Source organism: Stenotrophomonas sp. TWI273 (assembly GCF_039674765.1).
GTDB lineage: Bacteria > Pseudomonadota > Gammaproteobacteria > Xanthomonadales > Xanthomonadaceae > Stenotrophomonas.
Window position 1 is genome coordinate 30,834 of sequence record NZ_JBDJOA010000012.1, and the last position, 12,613, is coordinate 43,446.

At 66.2% G+C, this 12,613-nt stretch carries 12 protein-coding genes; 5 read left to right on the forward strand and 7 right to left on the reverse strand.

The window, feature by feature from the left end; translation table 11 throughout:
- Positions 1 to 25 precede the first annotated feature (25 nt).
- From ABE571_RS14485 to ABE571_RS14505, 5 genes are all read right to left on the reverse strand, one after another.
- Entirely contained in the window at positions 26 to 637 is a 612-nt protein-coding gene (locus tag ABE571_RS14485; RefSeq protein WP_346493917.1) for a glutathione S-transferase N-terminal domain-containing protein, read from the reverse strand.
- Between the two features lie 89 nt (positions 638 to 726).
- A complete protein-coding gene (locus tag ABE571_RS14490; protein ID WP_088435200.1) occupies positions 727 to 1,185 on the reverse strand; it encodes a cell wall hydrolase in 459 nt (152 codons plus the stop codon).
- Between the two features lie 291 nt (positions 1,186 to 1,476).
- Entirely contained in the window at positions 1,477 to 3,510 is a 2,034-nt protein-coding gene (locus ABE571_RS14495; RefSeq protein WP_346493919.1) for an NADPH-dependent 2,4-dienoyl-CoA reductase, read from the reverse strand.
- 105 nt (positions 3,511 to 3,615) lie between these two features.
- Complete coding sequence (locus ABE571_RS14500; RefSeq protein WP_313209615.1) at positions 3,616 to 4,227, reverse strand: hypothetical protein; 612 nt, start codon at positions 4,225 to 4,227, stop codon at positions 3,616 to 3,618.
- Positions 4,228 to 4,325: 98 nt separating this feature from the next.
- Positions 4,326 to 5,351, reverse strand: a complete 1,026-nt coding sequence (locus ABE571_RS14505; RefSeq protein ID WP_346463654.1) for a zinc-binding alcohol dehydrogenase family protein — start codon at positions 5,349 to 5,351, stop codon at positions 4,326 to 4,328.
- 373 nt (positions 5,352 to 5,724) lie between these two features.
- Here ABE571_RS14505 and ABE571_RS14510 point away from each other — a divergent pair, with 373 nt between their 5' ends.
- The 4 genes from ABE571_RS14510 (at position 5,725) to ABE571_RS14525 (ending at position 8,859) form a co-directional block, all read left to right on the forward strand.
- On the forward strand, positions 5,725 to 6,816 hold the full coding sequence (locus tag ABE571_RS14510) for an OmpA family protein (protein ID WP_088435197.1): 1,092 nt from the start codon (positions 5,725 to 5,727) through the stop codon (positions 6,814 to 6,816).
- 226 nt (positions 6,817 to 7,042) lie between these two features.
- A complete protein-coding gene (locus ABE571_RS14515) occupies positions 7,043 to 7,552 on the forward strand; it encodes a hypothetical protein (RefSeq protein WP_313209609.1) in 510 nt (169 codons plus the stop codon).
- A 19-nt stretch (positions 7,553 to 7,571) separates the two neighbouring features.
- Complete coding sequence (locus tag ABE571_RS14520; RefSeq protein WP_313217335.1) at positions 7,572 to 8,423, forward strand: pseudouridine synthase; 852 nt, start codon at positions 7,572 to 7,574, stop codon at positions 8,421 to 8,423.
- Between the two features lie 91 nt (positions 8,424 to 8,514).
- Positions 8,515 to 8,859 (forward strand): hypothetical protein, encoded by a 345-nt coding sequence (locus ABE571_RS14525; protein ID WP_313209605.1) that lies wholly within the window; start codon positions 8,515 to 8,517, stop codon positions 8,857 to 8,859.
- A gap of 251 nt (positions 8,860 to 9,110) precedes the next feature.
- Here the strand turns inward: ABE571_RS14525 and kbl are convergent, their stop codons facing one another.
- Positions 9,111 to 10,322, reverse strand: a complete 1,212-nt coding sequence (kbl, locus tag ABE571_RS14530; RefSeq protein WP_346493921.1) for a glycine C-acetyltransferase — start codon at positions 10,320 to 10,322, stop codon at positions 9,111 to 9,113.
- Positions 10,323 to 10,514: 192 nt separating this feature from the next.
- Here kbl and ABE571_RS14535 point away from each other — a divergent pair, with 192 nt between their 5' ends.
- Positions 10,515 to 11,216, forward strand: a complete 702-nt coding sequence (locus ABE571_RS14535) for a TorF family putative porin (RefSeq protein ID WP_137190938.1) — start codon at positions 10,515 to 10,517, stop codon at positions 11,214 to 11,216.
- 182 nt (positions 11,217 to 11,398) lie between these two features.
- On the opposite strand, the gene tdh is transcribed toward ABE571_RS14535, so the two are convergent.
- On the reverse strand, positions 11,399 to 12,421 hold the full coding sequence (gene tdh / locus ABE571_RS14540) for an L-threonine 3-dehydrogenase (protein ID WP_123728470.1): 1,023 nt from the start codon (positions 12,419 to 12,421) through the stop codon (positions 11,399 to 11,401).
- Positions 12,422 to 12,613 lie beyond the last annotated feature (192 nt).

A 12,613-nucleotide genomic window follows, 5' to 3' on the forward strand; every position in this document is an offset into this window, starting at 1 on the left:
GCCTGCAGCCACCCATGGGGTGGCTCTACAGGAGGCCTTCGGCCTTCAGCACTGCCTGCACGCCGGTATCGGCCTCCATGCGCTGCTTGAAGGCGGCGAGGTTGTCCAGGCCGCTCAGGTCGATCTTCGCGCCCGCCGCCCAGCGCAGGGTGATGTAGAAGTACGGATCGGCGAAACTGCGGAATCCGGCCAGCCACGGGCGGTCGGCCAGCTGCGCATCGGCGCGCTCGAACAGGCTGCGCAGGCGCTTGCGGGCGGCGGCGCGGAGCGCGTCGTACTGGGTGTCGTCTTCGAGGAAGGTGCCCGGCCCGAACAGCGGCTTGAACGCCGGGTGCAGGTCCGAATTGACGAAGGACAGCCAACGGGTGGCTTCGGCGCGCTGCTTGGGGCTGCCGTCACCGGTCAGGCCGGCCTGCGGGTGGGTATCGGCGATGTAACCCATGATGGCGGCGTTCTGGGTCAGCACGAAATCGCCATCGACCACCACCGGGACCGAACCGGCCGGATTGATGGCCAGAAACGCGGGCGCCTTCAGGGTGTCCTTGTCGAGCAGTTCCACCTCGAACGGCTGGCCGGTCCACTGCAGGGCGATGTGATCGGCGGTGGAGCAGGCTCCGGGCTTGCTGTACAGCTTCATGGGAACTCCGTTGCGGATGGGTGGAAGGTGAGCCGCCCACTATTCCAGAGCCGGCCCCGCATCCTCAACGGTATGGCCGTAACAGATCGTTACGACGCGCGTGGCTTGAGTTTCTGCACGCGATAGAAGGTGTGATCACCGATCGTGGCCACCTGGTAGGCGTTGCGCCAGCTCGGGTTGGCGATCGCCAGGGCGGCGAAGTGGCTGGCGCCGGGCACGATCTCCTTGCGCTCACCGGCCGGCAGGGCCCAGTTGCGCTCGGCGTCGAAGGCCACCGTCATCGCTTCCTGCCAGGCATCGGCGTTGCCGAGCTGGGTGCCGGGCGCGACGATGGTCGGGGCGAACTGCTTGCGGGCGGTCACCACCTGGCACATCGAGTCGCCCCACAGGCCGCTGTCCAGGCGGCGCAGGGCCACTTCCGCGACGGCTTGCTGGCCGCGCAGGGTCTGGTCACGCGCTTCGAGGTAAACGGTCGTGCTCAGGCACAACGAATCGGCGGCAGGCTGCGGCAACAACTGTGACAGCCAGAGAATCCAGGCCAGTTTCATAAATCTCCTTGCTCCGTGTGGGCCGCACCTGGCTGTTCCATCCGATCATTCGGACGGGGCGAGGGTTACGACTTGGCGTCATGGGGAGGCGGCCATCGGGGCCGCCCGGGGGCGGACCCGAATAGACGTGGGGTCCGCGCGCTCACTCGAACTGGGTGGTGAGCGGGAAAGTTGGCGCACGATAGGGGGGGATTTCCCAATACATCCTGAACCCGAAAGCTTGACATTCAGGTTCGGAGGCAGGGCTGAATCGGCGGTTCAGCCCCGTATTCAGGTTGATGTCGATGCGGATCAGAGCGCGGCGGCGACCCGGCTGCCCTGATCGATCGCGCGCTTGGCGTCGAGTTCGGCGGCCACATCCGCACCGCCAATCAGCTGTGCGTTGATGCCGGCGGCCTGCAGTGCGGCGTGCAGGTCACGGCGCGGTTCCTGCCCGGCGCAGACCACCACATGGCTCACCGGCAGCAGCTGTTCCTGGCCGTCCACGCGGATGCGCAGGCCGGCGTCATCCACACCCAGGTACGTCACGCCACCGAGCATGGTCACGCCCTTGGCCTTGAGCGTGGCGCGGTGGATCCAGCCGGTGGTCTTGCCCAGGCGGGCGCCGGGCTTGCCCGGGCTGCGCTGCAGCAGCCAGACCTTGCGGGCGGGGGCTTCAGGTGCCGGTTTGGCGAGCGCGCCGCGGCCCTCGAACGTCGGGTCCACGCCCCACTCGGCCATCCAGCGTGCCGGGTCCAGCGCGGAGGAGGGCCCTTCGTGGACCAGGAACTCGCCGACATCGAAGCCGATGCCGCCCGCGCCGATGATCGCGACCTGCTTGCCCACCTGGACCCTGCCAAGCAGCACATCCAGATACGTGACCACCTTGGGGTGGTCGGCACCGGGGAAATCGACCCGGCGCGGGGTGATGCCGGTGGCGATCACCACCGCGTCGAAACCGGCCAGCGCGGCCACGTCGGCCACGGTGTCCAGCTTCACCTCGACGCCGGTCTCGCCCAGCTTGTGGCGGAAATAGCGCAGCGTCTCGTGGAATTCTTCCTTGCCCGGGATGCGCTTGGCGACATTGAACTGCCCGCCGATCTCGCTGCCGGCATCGAACAGCGTGACCGCGTGGCCGCGCTCGGCAGCCACGGTCGCGCAGGCCAGCCCGGCCGGGCCGGCGCCGACCACGGCGATCCGGCGCGGGGCGCTGGTCGGGCGGTAGACCAGTTCGGTCTCGTGCACGGCACGCGGGTTGACCAGGCAGCTGGCGGTCTTGTTCTCGAACACGTGGTCCAGACAGGCCTGGTTGCAGGCGATGCAGGTGTTGATCGCCTCCGGACGGCCGGCGCGCGACTTGTTGGCCCACTGCGGGTCGGCCAGCAGCGGCCGCGCCAGCGAGACCATGTCGGCACCGCCCGCGGCAAGGATGCGCTCGGCCACGTCGGGCATGTTGATGCGGTTGGTCGCGATCACCGGCACGCGCACGTGCGGTTTGAGTTTGGCGGTAACCGCCGCGAAGGCGCCGCGCGGTACCGAGGTGGCAATGGTCGGGATGCGCGCCTCGTGCCAGCCGATGCCGGCGTTGATCAGGGTCGCGCCCGCCGCTTCGATGGCCTGCGCCTGCTGCACGATCTCGGCCCAGTTGCTGCCGTCGGGCACCAGATCCACCAGCGAGAGCCGGTAGATGATGATGAAATCCGGGCCGCAGGCCTCGCGGATGCGACGCACGATCTCCACGGCGAACTGCATGCGCTGGGCGGCGTCACCGCCCCAGCGATCGGTACGCTGGTTGGTACGCGGGGCGATGAACTCATTGATCAGATAGCCTTCCGAGCCCATCACCTCGACGCCGTCGTAGCCGGCCTCGCGGGCCAGCCGCGCGCTGCGCGCGTAATGGGCGATGTGGCGCTCCACCCCGCGCGCCGACAGCGCCCGCGGGGTGAACGGGTTGATCGGGGCCTTCAGCTTGGAGGGAGCCACCGAGAGGGGGTGGTAGGCATAGCGGCCGGCATGCAGCAGCTGCAGGCAGATCTTGCTGCCGTTGTCGTGCACGGCCCGGGTGACCTGGCGATGCGGTCGCACCTCCCACGGCCAGGACAGCTTGCCGCCGAATGGCTTGAGCCAGCCAACCACGTTGGGCGCGAAGCCACCGGTGACGATCAGCCCGACGCCGCCGGCGGCACGCTCGGCGAAATAGGCCGCCAGGCGCGGGAAATCGCGCGCCCGGTCTTCCAGGCCGGTGTGCATGGACCCCATCAGGACCCGGTTGCGCAGCTGGGTGAAGCCCAGGTCGAGCGGGGTGAACAGGTGCGGATAGGCGGTGGATTCGGCGGCTGGCGACATGTGGATACGCTTGCGTACGGAAGCCCGCAGGGTGCCGCGAATGCCCCTGAAGAGCAAGGGCATGTGTCCGCCAGGGGGCCGACCGTTGGTCGGCACGGACGCCCGCTAGGGCGTGGCAGCTGCCGGGCTGGGCTTGCGGATACCGAACAGCGGCAGGGTGACGCCGCACAACGGGCCGATCAGCAGCGCGAAGGCGAGCGTGCCCACGCCGACGTTGCCGCCAAGCCACCAGCCGATCAGCAGCACGGTGCCTTCGATCGCGCTGCGCACGATCCAGATCGGCCAGCCGGTGCGGGCGTGCAGGCCGGTCATCAGGCCATCGCGCGGGCCGGGGCCGAAGCGTGCGCCGATGTACAGGCCGGTGGCCACCGCGACCATCAGCAGGCCGCAGATGAACATCGGGATCTGCCAGACCAGGCCCTGCACCTGCGGCAGCAGCCACAGCCCGAACTGCGCGCTGGGGCCGATCAGCAGTACGTTGAGCACGGTGCCCAGACCGGGCTTCTGCCGGATCGGCCACCACAGCAGCAGCACCAGCGCGCCGATCACATTGGTGGCCACGCCGAAGGACAGCGGCGTCTGCAGCGCGATGCCCTGTGACAGCACATCCCAGGGCGCCACGCCGATCGCCGCGCGGATCATCACCGCCGCGCCGAAGCCATACAGGAACAGACCAAGCAGGAGTTGCAGCAGGCGCAGGGGCAGGGACGTGGGCATGTCGGCTTCACCGGAAGGGCCACTGACTGTAGGGGGCCCTTCGCATGGCCGACAGATACAGATGCGCGCGAATCTGCGCAGACACATTGCCGCGCGCGTCAGTCCCAGCCGGACAGCACCAGTTTGCCGATCACGCCGCCGCCTTCCAGCTGACGATGTGCCTCGCGCAGGTTCGCTGCCGTGATCGAGCCCAGATGCGTATGCGCGGTCGTGCGCAGTTCGCCGGCGTCGATCAGACTGGCGGCCCGGCTCAGAATGCGGTGCTGTTCGATCATGTCGTCGGTCTGGAAGCGCGACCGGGCAAACATGAACTCCCAATGGATGCCGATACATTTGGCTTTGTAGGGATCGCCGATGCGCAATGGTCCGCGCGGCTCAACGATCAGCCCCACATGTCCCTGCGGGGCCAGCAGCTCGCCCAGCGCCTCCCAGTAGTGGTCGGTGTCGGCCAGGTTCAGCGCCACCTGCACCTGCGCGATGCCCAGTGCCTGCAGTTGCGCTGCCAGCGGCTGGCGATGATCGATCACGTGGTCGGCGCCCATCTGTACGCACCACGCGCGGGTCTGCTCGCGCGAGGCGGTGGCGATCACGCTGAAGCCGGCGTGGCGCGCGAGCTGGATCGCAATCGAACCGACGCCGCCGGCACCCCCGATGATCAACAGGTGCTGCCCGCGGTGGCGGCTGTCTTCAAAGTGCAGCGGCATGCGCTGGAACAGCAGTTCCCATGCGGTCAGCGTGGTCAGCGGCAACGCTGCAGCCTCGGCGAAATCCAGCGTGGTGGGTTTGCGCCCGACCAGGCGTTCGTCCACCCACTGGTATTGGGCATTGCAACCGGAGCGGGTGACATCGCCCGCGTAATACACCTCATCGCCGGGGGCGAACGCCGTGACCTCCGGGCCCACCGCCTCCACCACACCGGCCGCGTCATACCCCAGGATGCGCGCAGGATTCTCCTGCTGCGGGCGCGGCGCGCGCTGTTTGGTGTCGACCGGATTGACGGAAACAGCATGTATTCGTACCAGCAGGTCGCGTCCCTGCGGCACGCCCGGTGGCGCAATGCGCAGGTCCTGCAGCGCGGCGGGGTCTTCAATCGGCAGATACTGGGTCAATCCCACGGCTTTCATATCGGCTCCGGATACGGGGGAATCACCCTCATCATACGGATCACGACGCTGCTGTTTTTGCGCTGAATCAAGGCGCAATCGCCATTTGAACCCTAACGTGAAAAATGTGTCGCTACGTCGCCTGAATTAGGCAAAACCCTTGTCATTGCTGGGTCTTGCGGAATTTCATCAACCTGTATAGGGTGCCACCAGCTGGACCCGGTAGAGGTCTGGCGGTCGTCTTCACATGTTACGGGACTGTTAACATCACCTTCACTCGCCTGAGCATAATGTTCGCGGCGGTGGCGTGCTGAATCGGCAGTCTGAAAACGACGCAGTAGTGCTGGCCCATGCCTCTACCGGTTTCATACCCCCGAAATAGGAGCTGTACTCAATGAACAAGAAGATCCTCACTGCCGCGCTGCTGGGCGGTCTGGCTTTCGCCCAGGCTGCATCGGCGCAGGATTTTGACGACCGCTGGTACCTGACCGGTTCGGCCGGCTTCAACTTCCAGGATAGCGACCGTCTGACCAACGACGCTCCGTTCGTTACCCTGGGCCTCGGTAAGTTCATCAGCCCCAACTGGTCGCTGGATGGCGAGCTGAACTACCAGAACCCGAACTTCGACGCCAACCAGGATCTGAACTGGAGCCAGTACGGCGCCTCGCTCGACCTGCGTCGCCACTTCATCCAGGAAGGCCGCGGCTGGAACCCGTACCTGCTGTTCGGCCTGGGCTACCAGAAGTCGGAAGAAGAGTACGCAGCGCTGAACACCAACGGTCCGCGTGAGCGCAAGGACGGCAACTTCGCCGCCAAGCTCGGCGTCGGTCTGCAGACCACCTTCGAAAAGCGCGTCGCCGTGCGTGCCGAAGTGGCCTACCGCGCTGACTTCGACGACCAGAGCATTGCTGCTCCGAGCGAAGACTGGTTCGGCGACGTGCTGGCTTCGGTCGGCGTCGTGATCCCGCTGGGCCCGGCCCCGGTTGCTGCCGTGCCGGCTCCGGCTCCGGTTGCGCCGAGCTGCGCCGATCTGGATGACGACGGTGACGGCGTCAACAACTGCGATGACAAGTGCCCGAACTCGCAGCCGGGTCAGACCATCGGTCCGGACGGTTGCCCGGTCCCGGTGTCGATCGATCTGAAGGGCGTGAACTTCGACTTCGATAAGTCGAACCTGCGTCCGGACGCGGTTGCGATCCTGAGCGAGGCTTCGGAAATCCTGAAGCGTTACCCGGATCTGCGCGTTGAAGTGGCCGGTCACACCGATTCCAAGGGTACCGACGCTTACAACCAGAAGCTGTCCGAGCGTCGTGCTACCTCGGTGTACAACTACCTGACCCAGAACGGCGTTGACGCTTCGCGTCTGGTCGGTCCGATCGGTTACGGCGAGAGCCGCCCGATTGCGCCGAACACCAACCCGGATGGTTCGGATAACCCGGAAGGTCGCGCCAAGAACCGTCGTACCGAGCTGAACGTCCAGAACTAATCCTTCTGGCAGTACAGTCTCAATAAGCAGGGCCCGGCATTGCCGGGCCCTGTTTTTTTTTGTCTTCTCTCACCTCGACACATAGGCCCTTCCGCGCGCGCGGTCGGGTCGAATCCTGAAAATCGACAATAAATCCAACAAGTTGCCGTATTCATTGAAGGTGGCGCTTGAAAGACGTTGTGGCGCTGTTAAACTCGCCGCGTCGACCCCTTCCTGGATGCATCCCATGCAGCGTTTTGCACTGGCCGCCGCGCTTGGCCTGGCCCTGGTTCCCACCGCCCACGCTGCCGTGGACTGTTCGGCACCTGCCAGCGCATCGCCGCTGCCGCTGCCGGCCACCGCGATCGCACCGGTGGCCGAAGAGCTGTACATCCGCAACGTCCAGTTGGGCATGCCTGCCGGCGTATTGACCTCCAGCTACGACCGCGAGCAGTCGCTGGACAGCGTGCTGCAGCGCCTGCGCATCGACGGCTGCCAGAACATCGCCAAGGCGATCCCCAGTGCACCGGTGATCAACCCGAACGATCCGGCCGCCTACAAGCCGCAGACCGAGTTCGACAACACGCCGTGGCGCTTTGACATGAGCCAGAACGGCAAGCGCATGACCGCCGAAGAATTCGACGCCTGGATGAAGGCGCGCGGTGTGCGCGTGGTCAAGGCGCGCCCGGTACCGGCTGCCGTGCCGGCCGCCACCACCGAAGCACCGGCTGAGACCAAGCCGGCGGACAAGAAGTAAGCCGCCTGAGCGGAGCACGATGACGACACGCCGGCCACCCGCCGCGAACGCGTCCCGACCACGCCGCCCCGAGCGGCGTGCGAGCCCCGCAACAGGCACCCGCAACGCCGCCTCCAGCCCCCCCGCGGGCGCACCGCGGCATGGTCTGGCGCGCGTGCTGTCCAAAGCCGGGCTGTGCTCGCGCACCGAAGCCGCACGCTGGATCGCCGATGGCCGGGTGACGGTCGACGGCCGTGTCATCAACAACCCCGAATTTCCGATCATCGACGGGCGCCATCACGTGCGCGTGGATGGTCAGCCGCTGGATGCGCCCAAGCGCGTGCACCTGATGCTCAACAAGCCGCGTGGCCTGGTCACCACCGCGCAGGACGAGCGCGGTCGCGATACCGTTTACCGCTGCTTCGATGCTGCCGGCCTGCCGTGGATCGCGCCGGTCGGGCGCCTGGACAAGGCCAGCGAAGGGCTGCTGCTCTTCAGCAATGATCCGCAATGGGCCGCGCGCCTGACCGATCCGGCCACCGGCCCGGACAAGACCTATCACGTCCAGATCGATGCCATCCCCGATGCGGCGCAGCTGCAGGCGTTGTGCGCGGGGATCGAGGACGAAGGCGAGCTGCTGCGGGCGCGGCGCGCCACGCTGCTGCGCAGCGGCGACAAGACCGCCTGGCTGGAAGTGGTGCTGGAGGAAGGCCGCAACCGGCATATCCGCCGCCTGCTCGCCGCATTCGACATCAACGTGCTGCGCCTGGTGCGCGTGGCGATCGGCCAGCTGCCGCTGGGCGAGCTGGGCAAGGGCGCCTGGCGCGAGCTCAGCCAACACGATCTGGAACTTCTTCATGCCGTGGCCGACAGTGCCGCGGCCACACCGTGACCTTGTGGCCTGCCGGCATGTGGCAGGCCAATCGACCCGGGCAATGGATGGCCTTCGAAGGGACGTTCCGTTCAACACCGGGAGTAAGACCATGCACGTCAGTACCCTCAACCGTTCCCTGTTCCGCGGCGCCTGCCTGCTGTTGCCGGCCGCGCTGCTGACCGCCTGTGGCGGCCACAAGCAGATCGCCAAACAGGATCCGCCGGTGACCGACAAGGTGGTGGAGATCAGGATCCCCGAACTGGATGGCCGCGGCAGCTACCGCTTCCTGATGAGCGATGGCGACAAGCGCATGAGCGCCGATGAGTTCGATGCCTGGATGAAGGCCAACGGTATCCGGGTGGCCAAGGGCAATGGCCAGGATGGTCCGGTTGCGGCACCGGTGGTGGTGGCCAGCAAGGAAGAGGCCAAGGACAAGAAGAAAAAGAAGAAGTAACCCCGCCGCGCGCGTCGCACCGACGGTAGAGCCGACCGTTGGTCGGCTGAGGCACGCAAGGCGTGCCACAGCATCCGATGTCCACAATCCCCACCGACGGTAGAGCCGACCGTTGGTCGGCTGGGGCACGCAAGACGTGCCCCGTATCGGCTGTTCATGACCTGCGACGAGAGGCAGCCGACCAACGGTCGGCTCTACCTCCGTGACGCGCGGGTGCGACGGCCGTGCCGACCGTGGGGCGGCTGGGGCTCTCAGGCCTTGATCACGCCCAGCTCGACGCCGATCCGGGTGAAGGCATCGATGGCGCGGTCCAGGTGCGCACGCGTGTGCGCGGCGCTGATCTGGGTGCGGATGCGGGCCTGGCCCTTGGGCACCACCGGGAAGAAGAAGCCGATCGCGTAGATGCCTTCCTCGAGCAGGCGCTCGGCGAACTTCTGCGCCAGCGGCGCGTCGTACAGCATCACCGGGCTGATCGGATGCACGCCCGGCTTCACATCGAAGCCCGCCGCGGTCATCTTCTCGCGGAAGTAGGCGGTGTTCTGCGCCAGGGTATCGCGCAGGTCATCGGCGGCGGCCAGCATCTCGAAGGCCTTGATGCCGGCGGCGACCACGTGCGGCGGCAGCGAGTTGGAGAACAGGTACGGGCGCGAGCGCTGGCGCAGCAGTTCGATCACTTCGGCGCTGGCGCAGGTGAAACCGCCCAGTGCGCCGCCCATGGCCTTGCCCAGGGTGCCGGTGATGATGTCGATCTTCTCCAGCACGCCCTTGACCTCGGCCGAGCCGCGGCCCGTGGCGCCGAGGAAGCCGGTGGCATGGCATTCGTCGATGTGGACCAGCGCGTTGTACTTCTTCGCCAGCGCGGTGATCTCATCCAGCGGGGCGATGAAGCCGTCCATCGAGAACACGCCGTCGGTGGTGATCAGCTTGGTCTTGCAGCCGGCCGCATCGGCGGCCTGCAGCTGGGCTTCCAGATCGGCCATGTCGCAGTTGGCGTAGCGGAAACGCTTGGCCTTGCACAGGCGCACGCCATCGATGATCGAGGCATGGTTGAGCGCGTCGGAAATGATCGCGTCGTGCTCGCCCAGCAGCGGCTCGAACAGCCCACCGTTGGCGTCGAAGCAGGCCGCGTACAGGATGGTGTCCTGCTTGCCGAAGAAATCGGCGATCTGCTTTTCCAGCTGCTTGTGCAGGTCCTGGGTGCCGCAGATGAAGCGCACCGAGGCCATGCCGAAGCCGTGGGTATCCAGCGCATCCTTGGCGGCCTGGATCAGGTCGGGGTGGTCGGCCAGGCCCAGGTAGTTGTTGGCGCAGAAGTTCAGCACCGTACGTCCGTCGTCCAAGGTGATCTCGGCCGACTGCGGGCTGGTGATGATGCGTTCGGACTTGAGCAGGCCCTGGGCGCGGATCGCTTCCAGTTCTTCAACGTAGTGCTGGGTCAGCGAGGCGGTGGTGGCGTCGGTCATGGCAGGCAGTCTTCGGCACGGGAAACCCGGGATTTTACCTGTCGGCGCCGGGCCCGGGGGCGCAGGCGGGGTCTGGCCAGGCCGGCGGTGGGCGAAACGGTTGCACACGTGATTGTTGCATCGCAATATCAATCAGGTTAAAAAACCGTAAACCCCGCTGCACTGCCCACCCCACGTCTGGAGAGACCCCGCATGAACCACGCCACGCGCTGTACCGCCGCCGCTGTGCTCTGCGCCGCCCTGCTTGCCCCGTTTGCCGCCAGCGCCCAGGACGAGGCCGAATCGCCGTTCAGCTGGAACGTCACCGCCGTATCGGACTACGTGTTCCGTGGTGTATCCCAGACCGATGAGGATCCGACCCTGCAGGCCGGCTTCACCTATACCTCCCCGGTCGGCCTGTATGCGGGCGTGTGGGGCTCGGGCGTGGACTTCGGGCCGGGCGACCCGAGCACGGAGATCGACTACCTGATCGGCTACGGGGTGGATGTCACCGACGGCGTCAATTTCGACGTGCTGCTCAACCGCTACACCTATCCGGGCGCCAGCGAGCTGAACTACAACGAGCTGATCACCACCACCACCTTCGCCGAGCAGTACAAGCTGACGGTGGCCTACACCGACGACCTGTCCGGGTCCGATACCAAGAGCTGGTATTACGCGGTGGGCGGCGAGTGGGGCCTGCCCAATGATTTCACCCTGAGCGCGAACGTGGGCCGTACCTCGCTCGAGACCGATTTCGGCAAGGACTACACCGACTTCAACGTCGGCGTGAGCCGCCAGTTCGGCCTGTTCAACCTGGGCCTGGGGTACCACGGTACCGACGGCGCTGGTCGCGACAACAACGGCAAGCTGGCGGACAACCGCGTGGTGTTCACCGTGGCCGTGGGCAAATGACCTGACGCTGCGATGGACATGAAAAAGGCGCCGCAAGGCGCCTTTTTCGTTTGCCGAGGCGCGTACCGACCAACGGTCGGTACCTACCGGGGCCATGCCACCGCCGAGGCCCGTACCGACCATGCCTGGTAGGTCACGACCGTTGGTCGTGACACCGACCGGCGCGCCAACGGCGCGATGCCTCAGTTCCAGCTCAGCACGACCTTGCCGGCCTTGCCCTGTTCCATCAGGTCAAAGCCCTTCTGGAAATCATCGATCGGCAACTGGTGGGTCATCACCTTGCCGAGCGGGAAACCGGACAGCACCAGCTGGGTCATCTTGTACCAGGTCTCGTACATCTTGCGGCCGTAGATGCCCTGCACGGTCAGGCCCTTGAAGATGATCTTGTCCCAGTCGCAGCCGGCGCCCTTGGGCATGATGCCGAGCATGGCGATCTTGCCGCCGTGGTACATGCAGTCGAGCATGTCGTTGAACGCGCGCGGATTGCCGCTCATTTCCAGGCCCACGTCGAAGCCCTCCATGTGCAGTTCCTTCATCACGTCCTTGAGCGAGGTGTTGGACACGTTCACCACGCGGGTGGCGCCCATGTCGGCGGCCAGCTTCAGGCGGAAATCATTGACGTCGGTGACCACCACGTTGCGCGCACCGATGTGCTTGCAGATGCCGGCGGCGATGATGCCGATCGGGCCGGCACCGGTGATCAGCACGTCCTCGCCGATCACGTTGAACTCCAGCGCGCAGTGCGCGGCGTTGCCGTACGGATCGAAGAAGGCGGCCAGCTCGGATGGGATCTGGTCGGGGATCGGCCACAGGTTGCTGGCCGGCATCACCATGTATTCGGCGAAGGCGCCGTTGACGTTGACGCCGATGCCCACGGTGTTCGGGCACAGGTGCTGGCGGCCACCGCGGCAATTGCGGCAATGGCCGCAGACGATATGGCCTTCGGCCGAGACGCGCTGGCCGATTTCATAGCCGGTCACGCCCGGGCCGATCTCGGCGATGCGGCCGACGAACTCGTGGCCGATGGTCAGGCCGGGCTTGATCGTGCGCTGGCTCCACTCGTCCCACAGGTAGATGTGCAGGTCGGTACCGCAGATAGCGGTCTTTTCCAGCTTGATCAGGACCTGGTTCGGGCCGGGGGTGGGAACCGGAACCTCTTCCAGCCAGATGCCCTTGGCGGCTTCGCGTTTGACCAGGGCCTTCATTGTTTGCTGCGCCATCGGGGTGGAACTCGTCTGGGGGAAAACGCGGATTATAGAGCCGCTGGCGGTTTTCCCATGTTGCAGCGCGGGTGGGCTGGGAGGTGGCCATGCCCCTCATTGCCGCACTGCGTGCGGCCAGCCGACCATGGGTCGGCTCTACCGGGCTTCGGGACGGCGCAGCGGCTGGGCTAGAAT